Annotated in this window: 24 protein-coding genes; 11 read left to right on the forward strand and 13 right to left on the reverse strand. The window is 70.1% G+C overall.

Features of this window, described 5'->3' with window-relative positions:
• Positions 1 to 6 precede the first annotated feature (6 nt).
• Together OV208_RS29670 and OV208_RS29675 are read right to left on the reverse strand one after the other, a co-directional pair.
• Entirely contained in the window at positions 7 to 525 is a 519-nt protein-coding gene (locus tag OV208_RS29670; RefSeq protein ID WP_120540366.1) for an NADH-quinone oxidoreductase subunit C, read from the reverse strand.
• Positions 526 to 694: 169 nt separating this feature from the next.
• Positions 695 to 1,969 carry an adenylate/guanylate cyclase domain-containing protein gene (locus tag OV208_RS29675; protein ID WP_267577271.1) on the reverse strand — a complete coding sequence of 425 codons (1,275 nt, stop codon included), beginning with the start codon at positions 1,967 to 1,969 and terminating at the stop codon, positions 695 to 697.
• A gap of 152 nt (positions 1,970 to 2,121) precedes the next feature.
• Between OV208_RS29675 and OV208_RS29680 the strand changes: the two genes are divergently transcribed.
• Both OV208_RS29680 and OV208_RS29685 read left to right on the forward strand, forming a co-directional pair.
• Entirely contained in the window at positions 2,122 to 4,338 is a 2,217-nt protein-coding gene (locus OV208_RS29680; RefSeq protein ID WP_267577272.1) for a sulfatase-like hydrolase/transferase, read from the forward strand.
• Positions 4,328 to 4,696: a PaaI family thioesterase gene (locus OV208_RS29685; protein WP_267577273.1), complete on the forward strand. Its 369-nt coding sequence runs from the start codon at positions 4,328 to 4,330 to the stop codon at positions 4,694 to 4,696. The genes OV208_RS29680 and OV208_RS29685 overlap by 11 nt, the downstream gene beginning before the upstream one ends.
• Before the next feature lie 83 nt (positions 4,697 to 4,779).
• Here OV208_RS29685 and OV208_RS29690 read toward each other — a convergent pair whose 3' ends face one another.
• Both OV208_RS29690 and OV208_RS29695 read right to left on the reverse strand, forming a co-directional pair.
• Complete coding sequence (locus OV208_RS29690) at positions 4,780 to 5,343, reverse strand: NADH-quinone oxidoreductase subunit B (RefSeq protein ID WP_267577274.1); 564 nt, start codon at positions 5,341 to 5,343, stop codon at positions 4,780 to 4,782.
• Positions 5,344 to 5,349: 6 nt separating this feature from the next.
• A complete protein-coding gene (locus OV208_RS29695; protein WP_267577275.1) occupies positions 5,350 to 5,718 on the reverse strand; it encodes an NADH-quinone oxidoreductase subunit A in 369 nt (122 codons plus the stop codon).
• 242 nt (positions 5,719 to 5,960) lie between these two features.
• Here OV208_RS29695 and OV208_RS29700 point away from each other — a divergent pair, with 242 nt between their 5' ends.
• Positions 5,961 to 7,505 carry a methyl-accepting chemotaxis protein gene (locus OV208_RS29700; RefSeq protein ID WP_267577276.1) on the forward strand — a complete coding sequence of 515 codons (1,545 nt, stop codon included), beginning with the start codon at positions 5,961 to 5,963 and terminating at the stop codon, positions 7,503 to 7,505.
• Positions 7,506 to 7,519: 14 nt separating this feature from the next.
• Here the strand turns inward: OV208_RS29700 and OV208_RS29705 are convergent, their stop codons facing one another.
• On the reverse strand, positions 7,520 to 8,347 hold the full coding sequence (locus OV208_RS29705; protein ID WP_267577277.1) for a PHP domain-containing protein: 828 nt from the start codon (positions 8,345 to 8,347) through the stop codon (positions 7,520 to 7,522).
• A 198-nt stretch (positions 8,348 to 8,545) separates the two neighbouring features.
• Here OV208_RS29705 and OV208_RS29710 point away from each other — a divergent pair, with 198 nt between their 5' ends.
• The 3 genes from OV208_RS29710 (at position 8,546) to OV208_RS29720 (ending at position 10,913) form a co-directional block, all read left to right on the forward strand.
• Complete coding sequence (locus tag OV208_RS29710; protein ID WP_267577278.1) at positions 8,546 to 9,769, forward strand: deoxyhypusine synthase family protein; 1,224 nt, start codon at positions 8,546 to 8,548, stop codon at positions 9,767 to 9,769.
• A 45-nt stretch (positions 9,770 to 9,814) separates the two neighbouring features.
• Complete coding sequence (locus tag OV208_RS29715; protein ID WP_267577279.1) at positions 9,815 to 10,252, forward strand: OsmC family protein; 438 nt, start codon at positions 9,815 to 9,817, stop codon at positions 10,250 to 10,252.
• 133 nt (positions 10,253 to 10,385) lie between these two features.
• Positions 10,386 to 10,913: a hypothetical protein gene (locus tag OV208_RS29720; protein ID WP_267577280.1), complete on the forward strand. Its 528-nt coding sequence runs from the start codon at positions 10,386 to 10,388 to the stop codon at positions 10,911 to 10,913.
• 12 nt (positions 10,914 to 10,925) lie between these two features.
• On the opposite strand, the gene speA is transcribed toward OV208_RS29720, so the two are convergent.
• A complete protein-coding gene (speA, locus tag OV208_RS29725; RefSeq protein ID WP_267577281.1) occupies positions 10,926 to 12,935 on the reverse strand; it encodes a biosynthetic arginine decarboxylase in 2,010 nt (669 codons plus the stop codon).
• A 235-nt stretch (positions 12,936 to 13,170) separates the two neighbouring features.
• On the opposite strand from speA, the gene clpX reads away from it, so the two are divergent.
• On the forward strand, positions 13,171 to 14,244 hold the full coding sequence (gene clpX / locus OV208_RS29730; RefSeq protein WP_267577282.1) for an ATP-dependent Clp protease ATP-binding subunit ClpX: 1,074 nt from the start codon (positions 13,171 to 13,173) through the stop codon (positions 14,242 to 14,244).
• On the opposite strand, the gene OV208_RS29735 is transcribed toward clpX, so the two are convergent.
• From OV208_RS29735 to dnaK, 3 genes are all read right to left on the reverse strand, one after another.
• Entirely contained in the window at positions 14,234 to 14,995 is a 762-nt protein-coding gene (locus OV208_RS29735) for a CvpA family protein (RefSeq protein WP_120542083.1), read from the reverse strand. The two genes, clpX and OV208_RS29735, sit on opposite strands and share 11 nt — an antisense overlap.
• A gap of 27 nt (positions 14,996 to 15,022) precedes the next feature.
• Complete coding sequence (locus OV208_RS29740) at positions 15,023 to 16,423, reverse strand: J domain-containing protein (protein WP_267577283.1); 1,401 nt, start codon at positions 16,421 to 16,423, stop codon at positions 15,023 to 15,025.
• A gap of 984 nt (positions 16,424 to 17,407) precedes the next feature.
• Complete coding sequence (gene dnaK / locus OV208_RS29745) at positions 17,408 to 19,015, reverse strand: molecular chaperone DnaK (protein WP_267577284.1); 1,608 nt, start codon at positions 19,013 to 19,015, stop codon at positions 17,408 to 17,410.
• A 215-nt stretch (positions 19,016 to 19,230) separates the two neighbouring features.
• Between dnaK and OV208_RS29750 the strand changes: the two genes are divergently transcribed.
• The gene (locus tag OV208_RS29750; RefSeq protein WP_267577285.1) at positions 19,231 to 20,064 is read left to right on the forward strand and encodes a class II glutamine amidotransferase; all 834 of its coding nucleotides are present in this window, start codon (positions 19,231 to 19,233) and stop codon (positions 20,062 to 20,064) included.
• Between the two features lie 26 nt (positions 20,065 to 20,090).
• Here OV208_RS29750 and mrtX read toward each other — a convergent pair whose 3' ends face one another.
• The 3 genes from mrtX to polX are packed head-to-tail and all read right to left on the reverse strand — an operon-like array spanning position 20,091 to position 23,210.
• Positions 20,091 to 20,816, reverse strand: coding sequence for a myxosortase MrtX (gene mrtX / locus OV208_RS29755; protein WP_267577286.1), 726 nt, complete (start codon positions 20,814 to 20,816; stop codon positions 20,091 to 20,093).
• Positions 20,813 to 21,430: a serine protease gene (locus OV208_RS29760; RefSeq protein WP_267577288.1), complete on the reverse strand. Its 618-nt coding sequence runs from the start codon at positions 21,428 to 21,430 to the stop codon at positions 20,813 to 20,815. The genes mrtX and OV208_RS29760 overlap by 4 nt, the downstream gene beginning before the upstream one ends.
• Positions 21,431 to 21,449: 19 nt before the next feature.
• Positions 21,450 to 23,210 (reverse strand): DNA polymerase/3'-5' exonuclease PolX, encoded by a 1,761-nt coding sequence (polX, locus tag OV208_RS29765; protein ID WP_267577290.1) that lies wholly within the window; start codon positions 23,208 to 23,210, stop codon positions 21,450 to 21,452.
• Positions 23,211 to 23,290: 80 nt separating this feature from the next.
• Between polX and OV208_RS29770 the strand changes: the two genes are divergently transcribed.
• Positions 23,291 to 23,605, forward strand: a complete 315-nt coding sequence (locus OV208_RS29770) for a Rieske (2Fe-2S) protein (protein ID WP_120542488.1) — start codon at positions 23,291 to 23,293, stop codon at positions 23,603 to 23,605.
• A gap of 30 nt (positions 23,606 to 23,635) precedes the next feature.
• Here OV208_RS29770 and OV208_RS29775 read toward each other — a convergent pair whose 3' ends face one another.
• Complete coding sequence (locus OV208_RS29775) at positions 23,636 to 23,818, reverse strand: hypothetical protein (RefSeq protein WP_267577294.1); 183 nt, start codon at positions 23,816 to 23,818, stop codon at positions 23,636 to 23,638.
• 60 nt (positions 23,819 to 23,878) lie between these two features.
• Between OV208_RS29775 and OV208_RS29780 the strand changes: the two genes are divergently transcribed.
• Complete coding sequence (locus OV208_RS29780) at positions 23,879 to 24,346, forward strand: MogA/MoaB family molybdenum cofactor biosynthesis protein (protein ID WP_267577438.1); 468 nt, start codon at positions 23,879 to 23,881, stop codon at positions 24,344 to 24,346.
• A 59-nt stretch (positions 24,347 to 24,405) separates the two neighbouring features.
• Positions 24,406 to 25,335 carry a TIGR02757 family protein gene (locus tag OV208_RS29785; protein ID WP_267577296.1) on the forward strand — a complete coding sequence of 310 codons (930 nt, stop codon included), beginning with the start codon at positions 24,406 to 24,408 and terminating at the stop codon, positions 25,333 to 25,335.
• The last annotated feature ends 138 nt before the right edge of the window (positions 25,336 to 25,473 follow it).

Raw genomic sequence — 25,473 nt, forward strand, 5'->3', positions numbered from 1 at the left:
GTCTCGTCAGGCGACGCCGCTGGTGCCGGGGCCGCGGAAGATGTCCTTGATGGGGCGCTCGGGGATCAGCGGCTGCCGGTCACGCAGCGCGTAGTCCTTGCGCAGGGGGTGGCCCTGGAACTCGTCGTACAGGAGGATGCGGCGCAGGTCCGGGTGGTCCACGAAGCGGATGCCGTAGAAGTCGAACGCCAGGCGCTCCCACCAGTTGGCGCCGCGGTACACGGCCGCCAGGGAGGGCACTTCGGGCCGGGTCTCGGTGACGCGCACCTTCAGGCGCACGTGCTCCTTCCGGCTGAGCGAGTACAGGAAGTAGACGATCTCGAAGCGCGGATCATTCTCCGCCAGGTGCAGGCGGTCCACGGCGTCCGCGGAGCCGAACATCTTGAAGTCCAGCTCCGGATCCATCTTCAGGAACGTGGCGACCTTCGGCAGCCACTCCGCATGGATGACGGCCCAGGCTCCGCCAGCGCGGTCCACATAGCGTTCCGCGACCGCCTCGGGAAACTGGGCGGCGACCCGGTCCAACGCGAAAATGCTCAAGGGGGGCCTCGAATAACGACAGAGGAAACCGCGGCTTTATAAGGACCGTTCGCGGGACGCGTCAACGTAAACCCTCAACCATGTAGGCCACTTAGGTGGCCCAGTAGCCCGCGTCGCGATCCACCCCCTGCCTGGTCATGGGCAGGCGGCGACCTCAGGCGGCGGCGCCCGCTCCCAGGGCGGGAGCCTCCTCGTCCGTGGAGGGGACGAAGGTCACCACCGGCTGGCTCTTGCCAGGGACGATGGCGACAGGGGCGGGCTCCCAGCGGAAGGCCTCACCCGCCCGTTCCCGGGTCGCCTGGGAGACGAGCACGGACACCCCGAAGCCCTTGGTCAGCCGCTCGATGCGGTTGGCCAGGTTCACCGTGTCGCCAATGGCGGTGTACTCCAGGCGCCGGAAGGGCGAACCGATGTTGCCGAGCACCACGGGCCCGGAGTGCACGCCCACGCCCATGCGCAGGCCCACCTCGCCCCGGGCGGCGCGTTCGGCGTTCACGGCCTCCAGTTCGCGCACCATCTCCAGGGCGCACCGGGTGGCGCTCCGGGCATGGTGGGCGTCCGGCAGGGGGGCGCCGAAGTACACCATGAGTGCGTCCCCGATGAACTTGTCGAGCGTGCCGCCGTGGCGGAACACCACCTCCACCATGCGCCCGTAGTACTCATTGAGGATGGTGACCACCTGCTCGGGGGGCAGCCGTTCGCTCAGCGAGGTGAAGTCGCGCACGTCCGCGAACAGCACGGACACCTCGCGCAGCTCCGGGACGGGGGTGTCCCGGTCCTGGAGGCGCTCGGCGACGGCGGGGGAGAAGTAGCGGCCCAGGCGCGCGCGCTGGAGCTCCTCGTTCGTGACCGCGGCCGACAGCGTGCGGATGCGCTGGAGCAGCCGGGCCGCGCCCGCCGCCGTCATGGCGAGCATCACCGTGCCGGCCACCTGCGCCCCACCGCCGATGGCGGCCTCTCGCTGGAGGGCGACCTCCGCGACGATGGCGATCGCGGTGACAAGCAGCATCACGGGCCGGCGCAGGCTCAGCGCGGACAGCAGCACCAGCGCCGCGAAGATGCCCAGGGTGAAGCCGGCCACGCCTCCGGGTGAAGGTGACACGGGCAGGGCCAGGTGCTGGAGCCAGTACACGGCGGGCACGTCCACGAACGCGACGGAGAGGGAGGCCCAGCGGGCGATGCGCGCGGAGGCCGTCACGGCTACCGCGACGAAGGACGTGCAGACCAGGTACAGCGCGAACGGCCCCAGGTAGACATCCCAGTCGTGCAGGTCGCGCCCCCGGCCCAGATAGACGGCCATCCCGAACAGGACGCTCACCGCGCCCAGGCGGACCCAGGCCAGGTGGCGGCCGTTGGATTGACGCTCCACGTCGAGCGCGCGGCGCACGGACTCCTGGAGGCTGTCGCTGGACGTGTGGGTCGAAGGCAAGCGGTCCCCCCGACCGACGAAAGCGTCGGCCCGGAACAATTCAGGGCCATCTTGCAACGAGTGGGATGCCGACGCACGTCGGGGAGTCCCTGAAAGCCCGGTGGAATACAGACGTGGCCAGGGAATGCCTGGACGGAGTAGACGCAGGGGTCATGTCCGTGCGGTCCGTCGCCTCCTACCTCCGCGCCGGTTCGGGGCGCCTGGCCCTGGGCTCCCTGCTGGGGCTCCTTTTGTTCGCCGCCGAGACGGCCTGGTTGCTCAAGGCCGGGGTCGTCGGCGTGGACATCCCGCTGGATGGCCCGTACGCGGCGCTCGCGGCGGCGGTGCGCCCGCTGTTGCCGGGGGTCGTCCTGCGCGTGGCGACCGTCTATCTGGTGGCAGGAGGGTTGCTGGGCCTTGCCGCGTCGGTGCTGGCGCGGGCCTGGACGCGACGGGGTGGGTGGGTGGCGCTGGGGGTGACGGTCCTGCACTGGGTGGGACTGTTGCTGTTCTGGGCCTGGGACCGGGCGCTTGCGCGGCCCGCGCTCTTCGATGATCTGCCGGCGGTGCGCCCCGTGCTGGCGTGGCTGGTGGATCACGGAGAGCCGTGGCAGGCGCGTTCTGCGGCGGGTGCGTGGGTGGCGGTGCATCTGGTGGGGCTGGGGGCGCGGGCGTGGCTGGCGATGCGCCGGGGTGCGGCTCCAACGGCTTCGGCGCAGGCTCCCGTGACTGCTCCGGGGGCGGCCGTCGGGCGGGGAGGGGGCTTCGGAGGGTGGATGGTGGGCGCGGGCGGGGTGGCCCTCGCGATGGGCGCGGGAGTCGCGGTGCGCCCCACTGTGAAACCGGACCGCAAGCCGCTGGTGGTGGTCATCGGCATCGATGCGTTCCGGCCGGACCGGCTGGGGAGCACGGGGCGCGGGGTGGCTCCGCACGTGGAGCGCTTCCTCCAGGACGCCACGCTCTTCACCCGCGCCTACACGCCCGTGGCCCAGACGGAGCCCGCGTGGCGCTCGCTGCTCACCGCGCGCTGGCCGTACCGCACCGGCGTGCGCTACCCGCTGACGTCCGATGCGCGCGTGGTGCTGGCGCCCACCTTCGCGGCCCGGTTCTCGGAGGCCGGGTGGCGCACGGTGTTCGCCACCGACTGCTCGCGCTTCCACTTCGAGGGCCCGGCCTCCGGCTTCACCCGGCGCTGGCAGCCTCCGCGCGGAGCGCTCAACTTCGCGCTGGAGAAGCTGCGCTACCGGGCGCTGGGCCTCTTCGCCGACAACGCCGTGGGCGCCGCCTGGGTGCCCGAGTTCATCGACAACCGCGCGCTGGCCGGCATCCATGATCCGATGGGCTACGCCGAGCGCCTGTCGCAAGGACTCGTGTCGGAGGCGTCGCAGGGCCCGCTGCTCTTCGCCTTCCACGCGACGGCGGCGCACTTCCCGGGCGACCCGGTGTACCCGTTCTACCGCCGCTACGTGCCTCCCACCGAACCGCTGGACCGCAGGCTGCGCATGCACTTCGCCCCGGTGACTCCGGGCGCGAAGGGCGCCTGGAACCGCGAGGGCTCCGAGGGCCTCTACGACGAGCTGCTCGCGCAGGCGGACGCGCAGGTGGGCACGCTGCTCGACGCGCTTCGAAGCTCCGGTCACTACGACGATGCCCTCATCGTGCTGCTGTCGGATCACGGTGAGAGCTTCCACGCGGACCGGCCGGACCTGGCGGGCGCGACGTCCGTGCACGGGGCCCGCCTGGGCGAAGAGGAGAACCGCATCCTGCTCGCGGTGAAGCCGCCCGGAGGCCGGGGCCTGGCGCCCGCGCAGGTGGATGAGTTGGCGCGGCTGGTGGACGTGGGCCCCACGCTGCTGGAGCTGTCTGGCCTGCCCGCGCTGCCGGAGGCCGACGGGCTGTCGCTCACGCCGTTGCTGCGCGGAGAGGCGCGTCCGTACGCGCCGCTGTACGCGGAGACGGGCTACACGCACGTGAGCCCGGAAGTCTTCGACCCCGGTCACTGGCCTGGTGCGCCGCGCACCTTCGATGCGTACCGCCTGCGCCCGGATGGCGTGGTGGAGATGGGCGAAGCGGCGGACGCCGCGGTGCTGCGCGAGAAGGACGCGGGCGCCTTCGACGGCGAGCGCTGGTGGGTGGACCGTCCGCAAGCGGATGGCACCCTGCGGCGGACGTGTTCGGGCGAGTGTGAAGGGCCGGACGCGGAGGCCCTGGCGGCGTGGCTGGACGACGTGCGCGAGCGCAACGCCGAGTCGGCTTCACGTAGAGTCGCCGGCCATGTCGACGACCGAAACCCCCGGCCTCCAGGAAACGTACGCCCCCCACAACGCCTGCTTCGGGTGTGGCCCGGCCAACCCGAAGGGACTGCGCATCCGCAGCCGCGTGGAGGGTGACCTCGTCGTCGCGGACTGGACGCCGGAGGAGCACCACCAGGCGTTCCCCGGCGTGCTCAGCGGCGGCATCATCGGCGCGCTGCTGGACTGTCACAGCAACTGGACGGCCGCGTACCACCTGATGAAGGCGCAGGGCGCGGACTCCCCGCCGTGCACCGTCACCGCCGACTACGCCATCGTCCTCAAGCGGCCCACGCCCATGGCCGGGCCGGTGCACCTGTCCGCGAAGCCCCTGGAGGTGAAGGGCGACCGCGCCGTCATCGAGGCCACGCTCACCGCGGGCGGCAAGGTGACGGCCACCTGCAAGGGTACCTTCGTCGCCGTGAAGGAAGGCCACCCCGCGTACCACCGCTGGTAGCCCCTGGAACGCCGAGGGCCCCGACACAGCCTCTTGCAGGAGGCGGCGCGGGGCCCGTTCGGACAACCGGGAGAAGCGAGCGACTACTTGCCGCTGGAGAGCATGCGGGCGTGCTCGGCCGCCGTCTGGTTGGGCTGACCGGTGTCGCGCAGGCGGTGCACCTGGTTGCCGATCTTCTCCTGCAGCAGCATCAGACCGTCCAGCACCTGCTCCGGGCGCGGGGGGCAGCCGGGGATGTAGACGTCCACCGGGATGATGCGGTCGATGCCCTGGAGCACCGCGTAGTTGTCGTAGAAGCCGCCCGAGGACGCGCACACGCCGAAGGACACGACCCACTTGGGCTCGGTCATCTGCTCGTAGACGCGCTTGAGGATGGGGGCCTGCTTCAGGTTGATGGTGCCCACCACCATCAGCAGGTCCGCCTGACGCGGCGAGAAGCGCGGGAACTCCGCGCCGAAGCGCGAGATGTCGTGCCGGCTGGCGGCCACGGACATGTACTCCATGCCGCAGCAGGCGGTGGCGTATGGGTACGTGAAGAGGGAGTACTTGCGGGCCCAACCCAGGCCCTTGGACACCAGCTTCTGGAAGAAGCCCGTGGCCTCGTCCCGGCGGGTGGCGATGATCGGAGCAATGTCGGTGTCAGCCATGATGTCTCAGCTCTCCCAGTCCAGGGCGCCCTTCTTCCAGACGTAGATAAGGCCCACGACCAGGGTCGAAGCGAAAACCAGCATCTCCATGTAGCCGAACCAGCCGAGCGCCTGGAAGTTCACCGCCCAGGGGTACAGGAACACCGCTTCCACGTCGAACACGATGAACAACAGCGCGATCACGTAGAACTTCACGGCGAAGCGCTGACGGGCCGGACCGCTCGACTCGGAGCCTGCTTCAAAGGGGGCCGACTTGGTCGTGCTCGGGCGCTTGGGGCCCAGGCGGCTGGTGACCTGCGGGATGATCATCGCGAGGACGCCGGCCATCAGGAGCACCACCAGCAGCGGCAGGTACGGTGCGAGGGGTGTAGTCATCGGGCGCGGAACCTAATGACACCGCTGGCGCCGTGTCAAAGGGAAACGCCCCCACCCCCGAAGCGCCAACCCCTTGAGAAGACGGCCGAAATGCCGCGCCCATCAGGCCCGCTCATCCGCCTGCCGCCCCGGTCCGGACGCGGGCCCCGGCGCTGGGACGCCAGAGTCCGGGCGGCGTTTGACGCTGGGGGAGGCGACGCCTAGCGTCACCGGCTTCCGATCATCGCCTGGGAGCACCCGACATGTGGGGCCGTCTGAGTTTACGGATGCAGGTGGCGATCGCGGTGCTGCTTCCGTGCCTCGCGGTGGTGTTCTTCAGCAGCGTGTACTTCCCGGTCCGGCAGCGCGCCGCCGCCCTGGAGGTGCTGTCCCTGCGGGCCCGGACGGTGGGGACGCTGGTGTCCCGCCATCCGGCGATGGCGCTCCCAGACACCTCCCCGGAGGCCCGCGCGCGGCGCGATGAGGTCTTCTCGCAGGTGGAGTCCGGCGGCTTCACGCTCCGGTTCCAGGAGCTGTCCCGCGAGGACGGCACGGTCATCGAGTCCCGTGGCGTCGTCCCGTCCAGCCAGGCCCTTCCGGTGGCCTCCCCTGGAGGGTGTTCGGTGACGCAGCCTCCCGAGTCCGTGGTGGTGCGCTGCGAGCATGGTGGCCTCGTGTACCGCGCGGGCTTCGGCACCCAGGAGGTGCAGGCCGCGATGTCCGCGACGGAGGGCTATTCACTGCTGGGCTACCTGGGCGCCGCGGTGCTGGGCCTGGGGCTCGCGGTGATCATCAGCCGCGCCATCGCGGATCCCGTGTCGCGCGTCACGCAGGTGGCTCGGGAGGTGGCCCGGGGCGATGTGTCCCGGGGGGAGCTGGACGTGTCCGCCGCTGGCGAGGTGCGGCTGATGGCGACCTCCTTCAACGAGATGCTGGGCACGCTGCGCTCCACGGTGATGGAGCTGGTGTCGCGCACGGAGCAGCTTTCCACCGCGTCGCGCGGACTGATGGGCGCCTCCGCGGATCAGGAGCACGTCATCAGCCAGCAGGCCGCGTACGCGCAGCAGATCGCCGCGACGTTCGAGGAGCTGAGCCGCACCGCCGAGCAGATCTCCTCCTCCACGGAGGTGGTGGAGACGAGCGCCCGGCGCACCCATGACGCGGTGGCGGAGGCGATGGCGGTGGTGGCCCAGGTGGTGGGGGGCATCAACGACATCCGCATCGAGTCCAAGGGCGTGGCGGACGCCATCGTCGGGTTGAACAAGGACCTGCAGCAGGTCTCGAAAATCGCCCAGGTCATCAACCAGGTGGCGGAGAGAAGCGACCTCCTGGCGCTCAACGCGGCGCTGGAGGGCACCAAGGCGGGCGACGTGGGCCGGGGCTTCTCGCTGGTGGCCGCGGAGATGCGGAAGCTGGCGGAGAACGTGTCCGCGTCCGCGCGCGACATCGCCCGCATCGTGGAGAAGGTGCAGGACTCCGGTGAGGAGGCCGCGTCCAAGGCCCGCGTGGGCATGGCGACGAGCGACCGGGGCGTGGAGGTGGCCGAGCAGGCGTCGGCCGTCTTCCTGCGCATCGTGGACCTGGCGCGCGGCACCAGCGAGGCGGCGCGGCAGATCACCATCGCCACGCGCCAGCAGCGTCAGTCCAGCGAGCAGGCCGTGCAGGGGGCCCGCAACGTGGCGGACCTCGTGAAGCAGGGCGTGGACGCCACCGGCCGCACCACCCGCATCGCCCAGGACCTCCAGGCCGTCGCCGAAGGGCTTACGGCCGTGACGAGCCGCTTCAAGACCCAGCCTCCGCGCGCCTGAGCGCGGCGGGTGCGTCAGGCCGAGGCGGACGGCGCGCGGGCGCGCAGCTTCTGGAACAGCTCCGGGGGCATGGCCGCGACGCCCAGGCGGTGGTCCGGAGACACCTCCTCGCCGTGGAAGTCGCTGCCGAAGGTGGGCACCAGGTCGAACTCCGCCGCCAGCGCCAGGTACTTCTGCCGCAGGCCCGGGTTGTGGTCCGCGCTCAGCACCTCCAGGCCGGACAGGCCGGCCTGTGCCAGCGCCTTGATCTCCACGCGCTCCATCTTCGAGGAGCCGGGGTGGGCGAGCGTCGCGGTGCCGCCCGCGTTGCGGATGAGGCGGATGGCCTCCGCGCCCTCCAGCTTGAAGCGCTCCACCCACGCCGCGCGGCCGGTGCCCAGGAAGCGGTCGAAGGCGGCCTTCATATCGATGCACCAACCCTGGTTCACCAGCACCCGCGCCAGGTGTGGTCGCCCCAACTGCGCGTCCCCGGCCACCTTCAGCACCTGCTCCATGCGCACCGGGAAGCCCAGCTCGCGCAGGCGCGCGACCATGGCCTCCATGCGCTGGGTGCGCTCGTCGCGCAGCCGGTCCGCGAAGCGCGCCAGCTCCGCGTCCTCCGGGCGCAGGAAGTGGCCCAGGATGTGCGCTTCCTTGCCATGGACGAAGGCGGACAGTTCGATGCCGGGCACCAGCTCCACGCCATGCTCGCGGGCGGCCTCCCGGGCCTCGGCGAGCCCGGCCACCGTGTCATGGTCGGTCACCGCCAGCACCGTCACCCCGGCGGCGGCGGCGCGCGCCACCAGCGTCGCGGGCGGGTACTGGCCGTCACTGGCGGTGGTGTGCGAATGCAGGTCGATCATGGCGGGTCCCCTCCAGGGGACCGTGCGGGGAGGCAGGCACTCTTATGCCATGTCCATGCGACCGGGGGCCGGAAGAGCAGGCCCTGTGTGAATAAGCACGGCCGGCTGTTTGTTCCTGTCCGCTGCCTGCCTTTCGGGGAGGGGCGGGGTTGAAGCCGGCCCTCCCCTTGTCCGGCTGGCGGTGTTAGGTAGCCGGCCATGGCCAAGACCCCGACCCCGAAGAAGTCCACCCTTCGCGCCGCCTACGCGAACGCGCGCAAGGCCGACCCTCGCCCCATCACCGGCAAGGAGAAGCCGGCGGAGCTGCTCGCGCACGCGTTCAGCGCCTACGTGGGCCGGCAGGAGCGCACCGCGTTCGAACTGATGCAGCAGTCCGTGCAGCAGGACGCGTCCATCTTCCTGACGCTGTCGGGCGCCATGACGCCCGCGGGCCTCCACCAGTCCTGCCTCATCCCGATGGTGGAGAAGGGCATCATCTCCGCCATCACCACCACCGGCGCGAACCTCTACCACGACGCCCACCGCATCATCGGCCACGGCATCCGCGAGGTGAACCCCAACGCGGGCGACCTCCAGTACCGCCTGGCGCGCATCATCCGCATCTACGACCTGGGCTTCTGGGAGGAGGCGCTGCTCGACACCGACCGCCTCTTCTCCGCCATCCTCCGGCAGCCCGAGTTCCAGAAGAAGATGACCACGCCGGAGTTCCACTACCTCCTGGGCAAGGCCATCCACGGCATCGAGAAGGAGCTGGGCGTCAAGCAGCCGTCGCTCCTGTCCACCTGCTACAAGCACGGCGTCCCCATCTGGGTGGGCGCGGTGCAGGACGGCTCCATCTTCCTCAACGTCGTGAAGCTCAAGCGCCTCCTGGGCGACGAGTTCAAGTTCGAGCTCGACATCAACGAGGACGTCTTCTCCATGGCCGCGATGCAGCACTACTGCCGCCACAACGGCAGCGGGAAGCTGGCCATCTGGATTCTGGGCGGCGGCGTGCCCAAGAACTACACGCTCCAGGGCGAGCCCCTGCTGGATCAAATCCTCAACGTCCCCACGTCGGGCTTCGACATCGACGTGCAGTTCTGCGTGGACCCGGTGGACAACGGCGCGCTGTCCAGCTGCCCGGCCGGTGAGGGCCACACCTGGGGCAAGGTGTCCGTGGAGGCCGTGGAGACGGGCTCCATGTACGTGCACTGCGACGTGACGGCGGTGTTCCCGTGGCTCACGCACGCGCTCTTCAGCGAGCCGAAGAACAAGCGCAAGCCCATGCGGCTGATGGACAAGATGGACGCGGCCGTGAAGTTCCTGGACGCGGACGTCAAGAAGCGCAGCAAGTCGCTGATGAAGACCCTGGACTGGAGCGTCGAGGAGGCTGAACCCTCCACGAAGAAGGACGCGAAGGCCCACGCCGCCTACGTCCGTTAGAGAAGGTCCCCTTCCTCGCAGCCTGGAAGTCCCAAGGAGCCGGTGATGAGTCAGCAGACCGCGGTGCCCGCGACGGGCGTGGTGATGACCCTGGTGAGCGCCCCCCAGTTGAAGACCCAGGTGACGCACGGCCCGTCAGGCGCGACGTTGCCCACGGAGGCGCCGAAGGACAACGGCGGCACCGGGGGCAGCTTCTCTCCCACGGACCTCATGGCCACGGCGCTCGTGTCGTGCGTCGTGACGACCATGCACCTGACGGCCAACCGCGAGGGCATCATCCTGGGCGAGGTGCGTGCGTCGGTGGAGAAGCGGATGACCCCGCCGCCGCGCCGCATTGGTGAACTGGTGCTGTCCATCCTCATGCCCGCCGGGCTCACCCCGCCCCAGCGGACCCTGCTGGAGAAGATTGCCCACGAGTGTCCGGTGGCGCGCAGCCTCCACCCGGACACCAAGGTGACGGCTTCGTTCGGCTACCCGGACTGAAGCCGCCTGACGGGGGGCCGCCAGGGGCTTGCAAGCCTGGCTGCCCTCCGGCCCCCGCGTTCGACGTGCGGCCACGGGCCTGAATGCCCACCCTGGGCTGAAGCTTTTCAACGCGCCGGGGAGGAAACGCCGCATGAATCTGAAGCGACTGGGCATCTACCTGAATGACCACCTCATGGGCTCCACGGTGGGGGTGGACCTTGCGCGCAGGGCGGAGCATGAGAACCGCAGCAACCCGGTGGGCGCCTACCTGTCGACGCTCATCCCGCTGCTGGAGCAGGACCGCTCCACGCTGCTGGCGGTGATGTCCACGCTGGAGGTGAAGCCGGATCCGCTGAAGGTGGGCGGCGCGTGGGTGGTGGAGAAGCTGTCGCGGCTGAAGCTCAATGGCTCCTGGCTGCGCTACTCCCCGCTGAGCCGGCTGGTGGAGCTGGAGGGCCTCTGCGTGGGCTCCCATGGCCGGGTGTCCATGTGGAAGAGCCTGGAGAAGGTGGCCGCGAAGGATCCGCGCCTGGCGCGGTTCGACTTCGCCTTCCTGGCCGAGCGCGCGGACGGACAGCTCCTGACGCTCCAGAACCTGCGGCTTCGCGCGACGGAGGCCGCGTTCATGGACACGTCCGTCGAGACCGGCGAGGACATGCCGGTCCCGACGGAGGCCTGAGCCTTCAGGACATCAGGTGCCTGACGGCGACACCGGAGGACGGACCGCGCCGTTCTCCGGCCCGGGCAACAGGCGCAGCTGGCTGGCGGAGGTGAACGTCGCGTCCACCTCCCGCTCCAGGTACGTGTAGCCCGACAGGCCGTCCTCGTAGACGCGCAAGAGGTTGCGCGACTCGTCCAGGGTGATGCGACCCTGGCGCAGCGCCAGCTCCGTGAACTTGCGCAGCTTCGCGACGAGGTCGTCCTTGTTGTAGCTGACGTAGTTGAGCACTTCCGTCACGGTGTCGCCCGCGACGACGTGGTCGATGAGGTAGCCGCCACCCGGCGCCAGCGACACCTGCACCGTGTGCGTGTCCCCGAAGAGGTTGTGCAGGTCGCCCAGGATCTCCTGGTACGCGCCCACCAGGAAGATGCCCAGGTAGTAGTCGTCGCTGTTGAGCGCGTGCAGCTCCAGCGCGTCCTTCACTTCCCGCTTGTCGATGAAGTGTTCAATCTTCCCGTCCGAGTCGCAGGTGATGTCCGCCAGCGTCGCGCGGCGGGTCGGCTTCTCCGCGAGGCGGTGGATGGGCATCATCGGGAAGAGCTGATCAATGGCCCACGAGTCCGGCAGCGACTGGAACACGGAGAAGTTGCAGAAGTACGTGTCCGACAGCTGCTTCTCCAGCGCCTCCAGCTCCTCCGGAATCTCCCCGGACTCTTTCGCCACGCGCATGATCTTGTGGCAGATGGCCCAGTAGAGGTTCTCCGCCGCCACGCGCTGCTCCAGCGACAGGTGGCCCAGGGAGAACAGCTGGAGGCTCTCCTCCTTGGAGTCCTGCGCGTCGTGGAAGGCTTCGATGACGTTCTTGTTCGTCACCTCGCGGAAGGTGGACCAGAGGTTGCGCACCACGGAGGGCGCCTTCTCATCCACCTTGTCCGGCGTCTGGGTCGCGTCGAATTCGCTCGTGCCCAGCACGTCCACCACCAGCACGGCGTGGTGCGCGACGACGGCGCGGCCGGATTCAGAGACGAGCGTGGGGTGCGGCACGCCCGCGCGGTCGCAGGCCTCCATCACGCCGAAGACGACGTCGTTGGCGTACTCCTCCGTCGTGTAGTTCATGGAGGAGGCGAAGTTCGTCTGGGAGCCGTCGTAGTCCACGCCCAGGCCGCCGCCCACGTCCAGGTACTTCAGCGGGGCGCCCTGGCGGGCCACCTCCACGTAGAAGCAGCCCACCTCGCGCAGCGCGTTCTTCACGTTGCGGATGTTGGAGATCTGGCTGCCCAGGTGGAAGTGCAGCAGTTCGAAGGAGGCCAGCAGGCCTGCGTCCTTCATGAAGCTGATGCAGGACATCAGCTCCGACGAGGACAGGCCGAACTTGGAGCGGTCGCCGCCGCTCGCCTCCCACTTGCCGGCGCCGCGCGTGGACAGCTTGACGCGCATGCCCAGGCGGGGCGCGATGCCGGTGCGCTTGGCGACCTCCGCGATGAGGGGCAGCTCGCTGGGCTTCTCCACCACGAGGATGACGTTGCGGCCCAGGCGCGAATAGAAGAGCGCCGTCTCGATGTACTCCTCGTCCTTGTAGCCGTTGCAGATGACGAGCGCGTCCTCGTTGTCCAGCAGCGCCATCACCGCGAGCAGCTCCGGCTTGCTGCCGGCCTCCAGCCCGTAGGTGAACTCCTTGCCCGCCTCGATGATGGTCTCCACCACGTAGCGGTGCTGGTTCACCTTGATGGGATACACGCCCCGGTACAGGCCCTTGTAGCCCTGGTCCGCGATGGCCTTCTTGAACGCGTTGTTCAGGTGGACGACGCGGTGGCGCAGCACGTCCGTGAAGCGCAGCAGCAGCGGCAGGCCGATGCCCCGGCGGCGGACCTCATCCACCAGCTCCTTGAGGTCCATGCTCGGAGCGGTGGGCCCGTCCGGGTGGACGCACACGTGGCCCTTGTCGTTGATGCCGAAGTAGGGCGAGCCCCAGTTGCGGATGCCGTAGAGCTCGTGGGCATCGGCCAGGGTCCAGCGGTGCTGAGGGGCGGTAGCGGGCATCGTTGTTTCGTTGCCTCCGGGTAGGACGTGCGGCGGATGGAAACTCCCATGAACAAGGGAGGGGGGCCGGACTATCGGAAACGTCCCGGGCATTCAATAGCCGCCTGTTCGAGGAGCAGGCAGGCAGGCGGGGGCCCCAGACGGGGTGCTGGCCCTGCTGGGCTGGTGAGCATCCAATTCCTACCCTTCCACCTGGGAAGCCCAGGGAGGCCGAGTGGAGAGAAGGGGAGGGTACATGGAGTCGTCCGCACGCAGGGAAGAAGCACCTTTGACCCCGCGGGAGATCTTCGAGCGGTTGGATCGCTTCGTCATCGGACAGCAGGCCGCGAAGCGTGCGGTGGCCATCGCCGCGCACAACCACCTCAAGCGCGTGCAGGCACGCCGGATGCGCCGTCAGTCCCTCATCAAGAAGTCCAACATCCTGCTCATCGGACCCACGGGCAGCGGCAAGACGCACATCGCTCGCAACCTGGCGGACATCCTCAACGTGCCCTTCACCACCGTGGACGCCACCGAGTACACGGAGGCCGGCTACTACGGGAAGGACGTGGAGGTGATGGTGTCCGACCTGCTCTTCAAGTCGAACCACTCCGTGGAGGACACCCAGCGGGGCATCATCTTCATCGACGAGGTGGATAAAATCGCCCGCCGCACGCAGGGCGCCCGCAACGGCGCCGGCAGCCGCGACATCGGCGGCGAAGGTGTCCAGCAGTCGCTGCTGAAGCTGCTGGAAGGGCGCGAGGTGCACGTGCCCATGAACGTCACCCAGGCGTGGAACAAGAGCGACTTCGTGCAGGTGGACACGCGCGACATCCTCTTCATCTGCGCGGGCACGTTCAGCGACCTGCACGACTTCGGCGACGACGGAGGCCGGGCCATGGGCTTCGGCGCGGATGGGGTGGGCGCGAAGAAGAAGGAGAAGCGCATCTCCACCAAGCAGCTGGTGGACTTCGGGATGATGGCGGAGTTCCTGGGCCGCATGCCGGTGATGGTGCAGTTGGAGCGGCTGGGTGAGCCGGAGCTCTTGCGCGTCCTCACCGAACCGCCCGATGCCATCACTCGGGAGTTCAAGGAGCTGTTGTCGCTGGACGACATCGAGCTGGACTTCCCGGAGGCCGGGTTGCGCGAAGTGGTGCGCTACTCCGTGGCCCGTGGGCTGGGCGCTCGCGGCCTGCGCTCCATCCTGGAGCACGTGATGTCGGACATCATGTTCGAGGCGCCCGAGCGGCGGCACCGTCAGGTGGCGGTGGACGCGGAGTTCGTGAAGGCGCGCCTGTCCAGCCTGGACGACGTCGAGCTCAACGCTTGACGGGAGGCTTGTCCGCGGCCCGAGCGGCGGCGCCCAACCGCGCCGCCGTCTGCGGATCCTGGATGAGCTGGAGGATGGCGTCGTTGCGCAGCAGGGCCTGGGAGTCTCCGCGCTGAAGGGCGCCCTTGAGGTCCTGCTGCTTGAGGGCGGCCTGGAAGCGCGGATCCTTGAGCAGGGCCTTGAAGGCCGGGTCGTCCTGGAGCTTGCGCGCGCGCTCCGGGTCCTGGCTGGCCTGGGCCACGCGCACCAGGTCCTTCAGGGGCGCGAACTGGGTGAGTTCGAAGAGGTTGTAGCGGCGGGCCATCTCGAAGGAGACGGAGCCCATGGGGGACACGCCTACGCGCTTGCCGGCGACGACGACGTGCTGCTCCAGGAACGTGAGCGCGCTCAGGCTGACCCAGAAGATGGCGGCCATCTTCCCACCGCCCAGGATGAAGCCCAGGGTGCGATCCAGGCCGCGCTCGTCCGGGTTGCGTCCGGAGAGAAAGCGCATGAGCAGCGCGCTCAGGGCGTAGCGCACGGTGAGCCACGTCACGACGAAGAGGAGCACCGTTCCGGCCAGGGTTCCCACGAGCAGCGGAGCGCCCATGGCCACGGCGAGCTTGGGGCCCACGATGGGCGCGAGCTTGCGTGAGACGAAGTAGCCCACCGCGAGGCCCGCGGTGTTGGCCACCTGCCGGGACGCGCCGGAGAGGGCGCCCAGGATGCCGAAGAAGAGCACCAGGCCCAGGAGGATGAGGTCGATGGCCATGGACGGAACTCCCGGTGCCGCGCGCGCTCAGCGGATCTTGAACGACGAATCGCCCTTGGACTTCTCCGCGGTCTGCTTCTGCGCTTCCGCGAGGGTTTCCTTGTAACGGGCGTTGGAGGGCTCGTAGGTGAGCGCCATCTTCAGGTTGCGTTCGGCGGCGGAAGGGTTGCCGGCGTCCAGGTCCTTCTGGGCCTGCGCGTAGAACTGGCGGCCCTTGGGGTGGGTGCCGATCTGCTCTTCCTGCTCCTTCTTCACCGCGGCCTTGGTCTCCGCTTCGGAGGCGTCGGTGAAGCGCAGCTTCTGCGCGCGGTCCGGGCCGGAGATGTCCACGAGGTACTTCTTGCGCTTGGTGTCGTCGCGCAGGACGTAATAGGCCTCGGTGATGCGCTTGTAGAGCTCGTGCACCTGCTCCTTGAGCGTCTTGGACTCCAGTTGGAAGAAGCGGTCCGGGTGGTAGACGCGGCTCTCCCGGTAGAAGGCCTTCTTGATGTCGGAGGGCACGGCGGAGCGCTCCAACGCGAGCAGCTCGAAGTAGTCCGTCTGGTCCAGCTTCGCGCAGCGGGACTCCAGCTCCGCGAGCTGCTCCAGGCTGAGCGCCGGGCCTCCTGCCGCGGCGGGCGGAGGCGGCGGGGTGAGGGGCGAGACCGACGGCACGTTGCCGGGCACGGGCGGCGGCGTGGGGGGCGAAGGCGGACGCGCGGAACCGGCGGGCGCGATGGCGGGCAGTGAGACCGTGGGCCGGTTGCCGGGGCGGGGCACCGGAGGGCCGGCCGGGGCGATGGGCGGCACCACCAGCCCGAGCGCGAGCACCGGGGGCGGCGTCGCCATGGGGGCCACGGCGGGCGGGTTGATCCGAGGCGCGACCGGCACGGGCGTCACGGGTCCGACGGTGGGAACGGGGCGCGCGACGGCGGGCACGGCCGGGGCGATGGACGGTACGGCCGGGATCCGGGTGGCGGAGGGCGACGTGGCCGCCACGGTCGGAACAGCGGGGGCCATGGTCGGAACAGCGGGAACCCCTGCGGTCACGGTAGGGGGGCGGGCCACGGAGGGCACCGCGGGGCTCGACGGGGGCGCTCCGGGAGCGCGTGCAGCGGGCGCGGTGGGGGCACGGGTCGCGGGGGCCACGGAGGGCACCGCGGGGCTCGACGGGGGCGCTCCGGGACCGCGCGCGGCGGGCACGGCTGGCGCTACCGAGGGGACACCAGGCGCGATGGGCGGAGGCGTCTGTCCGGAGAACGCGGGCGGCGCTGCCGTCCTGGCGGGCGCGGCGGGGGCCATGCTGGGCGGCATGGCCGGGGGCATCGCGGGCGCGACGATTTCGGTGGGGGTCGCGCTCGCGGTGGGCGGAACGATGGGCGCGACGCGAGGCATCGACGCGGGGGCCAGGGGCGGCGTCACCGCACCCACGGCGGGAATCGCATTCACGGTCGGCCGACTGTTGGCGGGAACGGCCGCGTTCGGGGGCGGAGGGGGGGCTCCGACTGCGGGAATGGAGCTGACGGTCGGCCTGGCGTGGGCGGGGAGCGTCGCGCCCTGGGGCGCGGGCTGTGCACCGACGGCGGCTGTGCTCACCGTGGGGCGGGCGTTCGCGGGAACCGCCGCGCTCTGGACCGGGGGCGGTGCGCCGACGGCGGGAAGGGCGTTGGCGGTGGGGCGTGCTTGCGTCGGCACGGAAGCGGTCGCCACCTGCGGCGGTGTCGCTCCCACGGACGGAATCCCGGGGACGGTGGGCCGCGTCGCGGCCGTGGCTCCCACGGGCGCAACTCCCGGTGGCGGCGAGCCCGGAGCGGAAGTCATCGGCGCGATGCCCGGTGGCGGCGGACGCGGTGGTGCTCCTCCCGCACCCACGGGCGCGAGGCCCGCAGGCGTCGGACGCGGAGGCGCGCCTTCAACTCCTGGAGGCGCGATGCCCGGAGGCGCTGGACGCTGCGGTGCTCCTCCCGCACCCACGGGCGCGATGCCTGGAGGCGTCGGACGCGGAGGCGCGCCTTCAACTCCTAGAGGCGCGATGCCCGGAGGCGTCTGACGCTGCGGTGCTCCTCCCGCACCCACAGGCGCGAGGCCCGCGGGCGTCGCTCGCGGAGGCGTTCCTGCGGTCGGTGCACGCGGCACCGCCGCCACACCACCGGCCGATGAAGGCCGCGCCGTCGCCGGGATACCTCCGGACGAAGGGGACGCAGCCGACGGAGCCACCGGCGGCGGCGTGGCGCGTGTGGCCGCCGGTGCCGCGCGCGGCGGAACCGCTGGGACCGCGCCGCTCGGAGCCCGGGGCGCGGGCGCCACGGACGGGGGCACGGCCGCCGTCAGACGGGGCAGCGCGGGTGTCGCTGGACGTGCGGGGGGCGCGGGCGTGGAAGGCCCTGGCGGTGCGCCGGACGTCGGATCAGAAGGCTCTGACATCAGCGGTGCCTAGTTGGCCATGGCCGGCAGGTCGTTGCTGTTGTGACCCGCGAGCCGCGTGTTGCGGTTGGACTGGATCGACTGCTGGATGTCCGCTTCCGTCATGCCCGACGACAGCGTGATCGACGTGGACGTCTTCTGGCCCGTCTCCACGTCACACGCGGACACATTCACCAGCCCGTCCGTGTTGATCTCGAACGTCACTTCGATCTTCACCTCGCCGCGATACCCGATGCGGAAGCCCGCGAACTCGAACTCGCCTAGCATCTCGCACTCTTCGGCGCGGTTGGACTCGCCCTGGTACACGCGGATCTTCACCTTCTCCTGCCCGTCGCGGCTGGTGGTGAACGTCTTCGAGCGGTCGATGGGCACCGGCGTGTTCTTGTCGATGATCTTCTCGGTGTACCCACCCACCGTGCCAATCCGCAGCGTCAGCGGCGTGACGTCCACCAGGAACGTCTCCGTCTTGCTGTCCAGGAGCGCGTGCGACTGGAGCGCCGCGCCCATGGCCACGACCTGATCCGGGTTGATGCCCTCCAGCGGATCCTTCTGGAAGTAGTGCTTCACCGAGTTGCGGATGATGGGCAGCCGCGTGGGCCCGCCCACCAGGATGACCGCGTCGATGTCCGCCGCCGTCAGGCGCGCGCTCTGGAGCGCTTCGTCGCAGACCTTGAACGTGCGCTGCACCAGGTCCATCACCATCCGGTTGAACTGGTCCTGGTTGAGCGTGTTGCGCAGGTCCATCACGTTGCCGTTGGCGTCCTGGCAGATGCCCTGGCAGACCACTTCCGCCGTGCCGTTCTGGCCCACGTCGATCTTCGCCTTCTCCGCCGCGTCCTTGAGCATCTGCAGGCAGTACTTGTTCTGCCGCAGGTCCAGCCGCGTGCGCGCCAGGAAGTCGTCCGCCATCCACGTCATGATGCGGTCGTCGAAGTCGTCGCCGCCCAGGTACGTGTCGCCCGCCGTCGCGAGCACCTCGAAGACGTCCTTGCCAATCTCCAGGATGGACACGTCGAACGTGCCGCCGCCCAGGTCGTACACGACGACGCGCTGGTTGACGTCCCGGCCAAAGCCATACGCGAGCGCCGCGGCGGTGGGCTCGTTGATGATGCGCAGCACCTCCAGCCCCGCGATGCGGCCCGCGTCCTTCGTCGCCTGACGCTGGTTGTCGTTGAAGTACGCCGGGACCGTGACGACGGCCTTGGTCACCTCGCGGCCCAGGTACGTCTCCGCGACGGCCTTCATCTCCTTGAGCACCAGCGCCGAAATCTCCGGCAGCGAGTAGCTGCGCTCGCGGACCCCGATGCGCACCGAGTTGTTCTCGCCCTCGATGATGCGGTACGGCATCACCGCCTGCGCCTTCTTCACCTCGTCGGAGAAGTAGTAGCGGCCGATGAGCCGCTTGGCCGAGTACACCGTGTTCTCGGGGCTGGTGATGATGTTCTTCTTCGCCGCGTTGCCCACCAGCACGGACCCTTCCTCCAGGAAGGACACGCACGAGGCATGCGTCGTCTCACCCCACTCGTTGGGGATGACCGTGGGCTGGCCTTCGTGGACGACGGCCACGCACGAATACGACGTGCCCAGGTCGATGCCGATTGCGATGTCGTCCGCCATTCCGTCTCCGGTGAAGACCTGCACCCCGGTCCCTCTGGGGGGGAGCTGCCGAGAAGCGGACCGACGTTAGGCCCCACGGTGTGACGTGTCAATTCTTGAGAAAGGCCAAACGCCAGCCATTTCAAGGGCTTAGCGCCAGAGCAGGGGAGCAGGGGGGCGGCGCTGAATCACACCCGTCACGGCCTTATCCCTTGGGAGGAAGGGGGGTACAGCGCATGTCCGCGATTCTCGCCGCGTTGTCGTCGGATCCCAATCTCCTGCGGTGCGAACTGCACCGCCTCACCCATCAGGTCGTCCTGCGCCCGGACGGGCACGCCAATGCCCTGGGCGTGGGCTCCTATGCCCAGGAGGAGGTCCTGCTTCGCCGGCTGGCTCCGGGCACGGACGTCACCCTGGACGATCTGGGACCACCGCACGAGTCGGAAGCGGTGCTCTTCCACGCGGGCCGCCTGCCGCCCGGTCGGTCGCCCGAGGAGAACACCCAGCCCTTCCGGGCCCGCCACTGGCTGTTCGCCCACCAGGAACCGCTGCCGGACTTCGCGCCCCTGCGTGCTCAGCTGCTGGCACGCGTGCCAGAGCACCTCCAGCGGCAGGTGCGAGGCGCCACCGACAGCGAGGTGCTCTTCGCCCTGTTCCTCACGCGCCTGCGCGACTCGGGCCGCACGGATGATCCACGCCTGGAGCCGGCCGTCGCGGGCCGCCTGCTGCGTGACACGGTGCGCGAAGTGGAGGACGCGCTCGTGGAGGCGGGACGGGTGCGCACGCCTCCGCTGAACCTCGTGGCCACCAACGGCGCGGTGCTCCTGGCCACCCGCTGCGGCGAATCGCCGCTGTACTACACGCGCCTGGAGGGCAGCGCGGAGTGCGCGCACTGCGGCGTGGACGCGAACACGCCGGAGACGCAGCCCGCGGTGGGCGCGCACCGGCGCCGTCGCACGGTGGTGGTGGCCAGCCACGTCACCCGCACGCAGGGCTGGGTGGAGCTGTCTCCAGGGACGACGCTGGTGGTGGGGACCGACCTCCAGGTCCAGCACCTGCCACCTGCCTGAACCAGGCCGCCCGCGCCGGGCAGTCCTCAGGGACCGCCGAAGAAGGACACTTCCAGGAAGCGCACGTAGAGGTTGCACGCGGCGTGGAAGAGGGCGCAGCCGACGATGGTGCCGGTGCGCTCGCGCATCCAGCCGAAGAGCAGGGCAGGGAAGAACACCGCCAGCCGCCACGTCTGGAAGATGGCCAGGTGGCCCAGCGCGAAGAGCAGCGCCGTCACCCAGAAGGCCTTGCCCAGCCGGCCGCCCAGCACCACGCGGCCCTGGGGCCACGCGTCGCGCAGCCGGGCCTGCACGTAGCCCCGGTAGAAGAACTCCTCCGGCAGGGCCACGACGAAGAGCTGATCGATGATCCACTCGCCGAAGCGCGGGGGCAGGCGCGGCTGGAAGTGGCCCGCGCCGATGGTGGGCGTCAGGTGTTGCGCCAGCGCGGGCGGCAGGTGCGGCACCACCTGCACGAACCCAGCGAAGCCCACGAAGAACAGCGGCCCCACGATGAGCGACAGGATGATGAACAGCCGCACGTCCTGCTTCCACGCGCGCAGGGTGAGGCCGTAGTCGCGGTAGTCCTCGTCGCGCCAGCGCATGGGGATGAGCGGCAGGTAGAGGAAGCCCACCGTCGCCACCAGCTTGGGCACGCTGGTGCCGCCGGCCAGGAGGAACGCGCCCACGATGCCCAGGAAGCCCAGGGCCCAGAGGCCCACCGCCTCCTGCACCGCGCTCACCCGGAACGGTGGCCCCGGAGGCCGGCTCATGGCGTTTCCGCCAACGCGAGCTCCGCCTTCACCGCGCTCAGGGGCAGCGCCCGGACGCTCCTGCCCCGGCGCTCGACGACGACGGCCACCAGCCGCCCGTCCCCGTCGTACAGGGGGCTGCCCGGCGCGAGCGTCAGGGGCACGTCGAAGAAGGGCGCGGGAGCGGCTTTCGCCTTCGCGGCGCGCGGCGTGTCCCTCCGGGCATTGCCCTTGCCACCGCCTCCGGACGTCACGCCCACGACCCAGTGGCCCGCGAGTCCCTCCGGCACCAGCCGCACCGGCGCGGCGGGCCACGCGCCCTGGGGACCCGCCACCACCGCGACCAGGAGCACGGTGCTGGAGAGCACCACGCGCGCCGTCAGCGCATTGCCCGCGTGCTCCACCTGGGCGGACTGGGGGCCCACGTGCGCCACGGCGGTGAGGACCTGTCCGTCCGTGCCCACGATGATGCCGGGGCCGGCGTGCTGGGGACCGCGCACGCGCACCACGGAGCGGGCATGCAGTTCGAGCACGCGCTGGAGGTCGGCGCGCGACGGACGGGCCTCCGCGCCGGCCCGGGTGGGCGTGACGAGGAGCAGGAGCAGGGCGAGGACGAAGAGGAGCGGGCGGAACATCAGCGCGCCCGCGAGCCTATCAGCGCTCTCGCAGGGCGGCGAGGAAGCTGGCCGCGGGCCGGGTGTTGAGGATGTCCTTCTTCCTGGCCCAGCCCCGGCGCGCGGTGGACACCGCGTAGGACAGGTTCTTCAGGTCCTCCTGCCGGTGCGCGTCGCAGCTCACCACCAGCTTCACTCCGAGCGAAACGGCCCGCCGCACGTATTCAGCCTTCAAATCCAACCGCTGCGGCTTGCCGTTGACCTCCACCGCCACGCCCCGTTCGGCGGCGCGCTCCAGGATCTCCTCCATGCGCAGGGGGTAGGGCTCCCGGCTCTGGATGAGGCGCCCGGTGGGGTGCCCCAGGATGTGCATGTGCGGATTGTCCAGCGCGGCCAGCACCCGGCGCGTCATCTGGTCCTCGTCCATGGAGTGGCGCACGTGGATGGAGGCGATGACGACCTCCAACTGCTCCAGCACGCTGTCCGCGTAGTCGAGCGCGCCCGTCTCCAGGATGTCCACCTCGATGCCCTTGAGCAGCCGCAGGCCGGGCACCGCCGCGTTCACGCGGTCGATCTCCTCCCACTGTCGCTTGAGGTCATCCACCTTGAGGCCGCCCGCGTAGATGGCCGCCTCGCTGTGCTCGGTGATGGTCAGGTACTTGAGGCCCAGGGCCTGCGCCGCCCGCGCCATCTCCTCCAGCGAGTTGCGCCCGTCGGACCAGGTGCTGTGCGCGTGCACCGCGCCCTGCACGTCCTCCAGCGTCACCAGGTCCTCCGGCAGCTTCCCGGCCCGCGCCGCCTCCACCTCGCCCGAGTCCTCGCGCAGCTCCGGCGGCACCTCCTGCATGCCCAGCAGCCGGTACAGCGTCGCCTCGTCGGGGACCGGGACCTTGGTGCCGTCCTCGCGGTGCACGCCCCATTCAGAGATTTTCAGGCCCTGCTCGTGCCCCAGGTTGCGCAGCCGGATGTGGTGGCCCTTGGAGCCGGTGAAGTGGTGCAGCGCGGTGGCGAAGTCCTCGTCCGGCAGCACGCGCAGGTCCACCTGGAGGTCGCCCGCGATCATCCGCACCGAACACTTGCTGTCGCCCTTGCCCAGCACCGTCGCGACGCCCGGCGCGTGGGCGAGGGTGTCCAGCACCGGCCCGGCTTCCGGCGCGGAGGCGATGATGTCCACGTCGGACACCGTCTCCGCGCGGCGGCGCACGCTGCCACCCAGGCTCGCGCGCACCACGCCCGGGGCCGCGCGGATGAGCTCCAGCAACTGCTCCGCGAGGGGCAGCGCGTCGCCCAGCAGCTTGCGCTCGCCCTTCGCGCGCCGGTACACGGCGATGCCGTCCAGGAGCTTCGTTTCGCTCTTCGCGCCAAAGCCCTTGAGCTCGCGCACGCGGCCTTCCTGGCAGGCGCGCTCCAGGTCCTCCACGCTGCCAACCTGGAGTTCCTTCCAGAGGACGGCGACCTTCTTCGGGCCCACGTCCGGCAGCTTCATGAGCTCCAGGAGGCCTGGGGGAAAGCGGGCCTTCAGCTCCTCGAAGGCGCTCATGCGGCCGGTCTTCACCAGCTCGGAGAGCTTCTCGGCGAGCCCGGGCCCGATGCCCTGGAGGTCCTGCAGGCGGCCTTCGCTGACGATGGGGCCCAGCTCCTGCGGCAGGTTCGCGATGCGGTCGGCGGCGATGTCGTAGGCCCGGACGCGGAAGCCCGTCTCCCCCTGGAGTTGAAGCAGCAGGGACATGTCCCGGAGGACCTGGGCGACGGTCGCCTTGTCGGTGAGCACGGCCGCGGAGGGTGTCACGTCGGAAGTCACGGTCGGAAAATTAATGCCGGGGGAAGGTGGATGCAGCCCCGGACGGGTTGTGGGAGAAGGAACGCGGAAAAAGGAACGCAATGACGAAGATAAAGCTGGGGCCAGCGGACTTCGCCGAAAGGGAGATGCGCGGCTACGAAGTCGGCAAGCGCAATGTCTGCATCGCGAAGATTCAAGGCCGGTACAAGGGCCTCGACGACTGGTGCAATCACGCCGGGTGCCTGCTGTCGGGCGGTCGCATCGAGGGCAACACCGTCGTCTGTCCCTGCCACGAGGTCGGCTTCGACATGGACACCGGTCAGAACGCCACCTCGCCCGGGGTGTGTGACGACCAGCCCACGGTGCAGCTCGCGGTCGAGGACGGCACGCTCGTCGTCGACCTGCCCGACGCCTGACCCTTCCAGCACAGCCCCCTTCGCCCTTCTTCAGGAGCGCCCACCATGGGACACGACGGACACGATCACGATCATGACCACGGTCATGGCCATTCCCACACCCACCCGCATGACCATGGCAAGGAGCACGGCCACGGGCATTCGCATGATCATGACCACGGCCATTCGCACGAGCACGGTCATGAGCACGGCCACTCGCACGAGCACGGTCATGACCACGGGCATTCGCACGAGGGTTCGACGGTGGCGGCGGAGCACAAGTCGCGCGCTCCGGTGCACGTCAGCGCGTTCGTGGTGACGTGTTCGGACAGCCGGGACGCGGCGCACGACGGCAGCGGGAAGGACCTGCGCGAGGGCCTGGCCGCGGCGGGGCACACCGTCGCCGGGCACACCGTGGTGAAGGATGATCCGGAGGCCATCCGGGGCGCGCTCGCGCAGGCGCAGGCGGCGGGGGCTCGCGCGGTGCTCTTCACGGGCGGCACGGGCATTGGCCGACGCGACTGCACGGTGGAGACCCTGCGCGCGCTCTTCGAGAAGGAGCTGCCCGGCTTCGGCGAGCTGTTCCGGATGCTGTCGTACCAGCAGATTGGCAGCCCCGCGATGATGTCCCGCGCCACGGCGGGCACCTACCAGGGGATGATCCTCTTCGCGCTCCCCGGCTCCCCGCAGGCGGTGCGGCTGGCGCTGGAGGCCCTCATCCTCCCGGAGCTGGGCCACGCGGTGCGCGAGCTCACCCGTTAAGAAGGAAAGGGCGCGCGGCCCTTCCGCCGCGCGCCGCCGATGACGGAGGAGCGCAACAGATGAAGAAGCGCCGTGGCGCGCACACCGGATTGAGCACCCAGGCCGCCGAAAGGCTGCGCCCCCGCCTGGACGCCTTCCTCGCTTCCACCGACGCCCGGGCCCGCATCGGGTTCGACCCGGTGGAGTTTCCCCATCGCTATCAGGACCCTCGCGACGTGGAGGTCAGCGCGCTGCTCGCGGCGGCGCTGGCGTACGGGCGCGCGGACCTGTTCCGCCCGAAGGTGGACGCGCTGCTCCAGCGGATGGGCAAATCCCCCGCCGGCTTCGTGCGCAAGCTGGACGTGGCCGGGGCGAAGGCGCTGCTGACGGGCTTCGTGTACCGCTTCAACGTGGGCACCGACCTCGCCGTGCTGCTCATGGGCATGGGCCGCGCGCTGCGCGAGCACGGCAGCCTGGAGGCGCTCTTCGTCCAGGGCTGGAAGGCGGCGGGAACGCTGCACGGCGCGCTCGCGGCCTTCACCGCCGCGCTCCGGGACGTGCCCATGGAACCGCTCCGGGACGCGCTGGGCCCTGAGCGGGGCCTGCACCACCTGTTGCCCTCGCCACTGGGGCCGGGCGCCGCCAAGCGCCTCAACCTCTACCTGCGATGGATGGTGCGAGGACCCGACCTGGTGGATTTCGGCATCTGGAAGCAGGTGCCCCCGTCCGTGCTGCTCGTGCCGCTGGACACGCACATTGGCCGCATGGCGCTCCACCTGGGGCTGACGCGCCGAACGGACCTCACCTGGCGCACCGCCGAGGAAGTGACGGCGTCCCTGCGCGCGCTCGATCCCGAGGACCCCGTCCGTTACGACTTTGCTTTGTGCCACTACGGGATGAGCGGGGCCTGTCCGGCGAAGACACTGCCCGTGCACTGCGCCCGCTGCTCGCTGCTGTCCTCATGCAAGGTAGGACCCCGCGTTGTCGCGCGAGCCTCCCTGCAAGTCTGAGTCCCACCAGACCCTGAAAATGTTTGCAAGCGGTCCCCATGGCCCCTCGTTGACGGGTTGGCCCTGGAGGGCTGCAATGCGGGTTGGCGGCGCGGGTGTCACGGACCGCGGGGCGCGAGGAGCAACGCGGTGCAGGCA

Origin of the sequence: Corallococcus sp. bb12-1 (assembly GCF_026626765.1) — a bacterium.
In the GTDB taxonomy this organism is placed as follows: Bacteria; Myxococcota; Myxococcia; order Myxococcales; family Myxococcaceae; genus Corallococcus; species Corallococcus terminator.

Bases quoted from the DNA above. Each gene is read 5' to 3' on its own strand.
- OV208_RS29705 (WP_267577277.1), bottom strand. From the start codon at position 8,347: ATGATCGACCTGCATTCGCACACCACCGCCAGTGACGGCCAGTACCCG.
- clpX (WP_267577282.1), top strand. From the start codon at position 13,171: ATGGAGTCGTCCGCACGCAGGGAAGAAGCACCTTTGACCCCGCGGGAG.
- OV208_RS29680 (WP_267577272.1), top strand. From the start codon at position 2,122: ATGTCCGTGCGGTCCGTCGCCTCCTACCTCCGCGCCGGTTCGGGGCGC.
- OV208_RS29750 (WP_267577285.1), top strand. From the start codon at position 19,231: ATGTCCGCGATTCTCGCCGCGTTGTCGTCGGATCCCAATCTCCTGCGG.
- OV208_RS29715 (WP_267577279.1), top strand. From the start codon at position 9,815: ATGAGTCAGCAGACCGCGGTGCCCGCGACGGGCGTGGTGATGACCCTG.
- mrtX (WP_267577286.1), bottom strand. From the start codon at position 20,816: ATGAGCCGGCCTCCGGGGCCACCGTTCCGGGTGAGCGCGGTGCAGGAG.
- OV208_RS29720 (WP_267577280.1), top strand. From the start codon at position 10,386: ATGAATCTGAAGCGACTGGGCATCTACCTGAATGACCACCTCATGGGC.
- speA (WP_267577281.1), bottom strand. From the start codon at position 12,935: ATGCCCGCTACCGCCCCTCAGCACCGCTGGACCCTGGCCGATGCCCAC.
- OV208_RS29695 (WP_267577275.1), bottom strand. From the start codon at position 5,718: ATGACTACACCCCTCGCACCGTACCTGCCGCTGCTGGTGGTGCTCCTG.
- OV208_RS29690 (WP_267577274.1), bottom strand. From the start codon at position 5,343: ATGGCTGACACCGACATTGCTCCGATCATCGCCACCCGCCGGGACGAG.
- dnaK (WP_267577284.1), bottom strand. From the start codon at position 19,015: ATGGCGGACGACATCGCAATCGGCATCGACCTGGGCACGTCGTATTCG.
- OV208_RS29710 (WP_267577278.1), top strand. From the start codon at position 8,546: ATGGCCAAGACCCCGACCCCGAAGAAGTCCACCCTTCGCGCCGCCTAC.
- OV208_RS29775 (WP_267577294.1), bottom strand. From the start codon at position 23,818: ATGACCGTGCTCGTGCGAGTGGCCGTGCTCATGACCGTGCTCGTGCGA.
- OV208_RS29700 (WP_267577276.1), top strand. From the start codon at position 5,961: ATGTGGGGCCGTCTGAGTTTACGGATGCAGGTGGCGATCGCGGTGCTG.
- OV208_RS29760 (WP_267577288.1), bottom strand. From the start codon at position 21,430: ATGTTCCGCCCGCTCCTCTTCGTCCTCGCCCTGCTCCTGCTCCTCGTC.
- OV208_RS29785 (WP_267577296.1), top strand. From the start codon at position 24,406: ATGAAGAAGCGCCGTGGCGCGCACACCGGATTGAGCACCCAGGCCGCC.
- OV208_RS29770 (WP_120542488.1), top strand. From the start codon at position 23,291: ATGACGAAGATAAAGCTGGGGCCAGCGGACTTCGCCGAAAGGGAGATG.
- OV208_RS29735 (WP_120542083.1), bottom strand. From the start codon at position 14,995: ATGGCCATCGACCTCATCCTCCTGGGCCTGGTGCTCTTCTTCGGCATC.